This is a genomic window from Pseudoalteromonas sp. S4492 (assembly GCF_005886115.1).
In the GTDB taxonomy this organism is placed as follows: Bacteria; Pseudomonadota; Gammaproteobacteria; order Enterobacterales; family Alteromonadaceae; genus Pseudoalteromonas; species Pseudoalteromonas gelatinilytica.
In genome coordinates this window covers 1-293 of sequence record NZ_PNCP01000179.1, presented here as the reverse complement: position 1 = coordinate 293, position 293 = coordinate 1, and the positions used below count along the sequence as shown (strand labels likewise).

The following is a 293-nucleotide window of genomic DNA, read 5'->3' as shown; positions in this document are numbered from 1 at the left end:
CGGGTTCCCCGGCCAATCATCTGCCAGAATTTCACTTTGGATTTGATGGGTTTGGCAAAGACCAAGTTCACTATTTCCGGTACATCAATGCCGGTATCCAGCATATCCACCGAGATCGCTATGGTCAGCTGGTCATTGGTAGATTGATCACCCCCTTTGAAGTCATCAATCAACTGCTCGGCACGAGGATCATAGTTATCAATGACCTGACAGAACTTGCCTGCAAACTGGGGGAACATCTCATCAAACACACTCTGTAGCAGCACCGCATGTTTATGACTTCGGGCAAAGAC

Annotated in this window: 1 protein-coding gene; it reads right to left on the bottom strand. The window is 48.1% G+C overall.

Annotated elements, in window-relative coordinates; translation table 11 throughout:
- On the bottom strand, positions 1-293 hold a 293-nt coding region (locus CWC28_RS21310), incomplete at both ends, for a helicase-related protein (protein WP_138625751.1).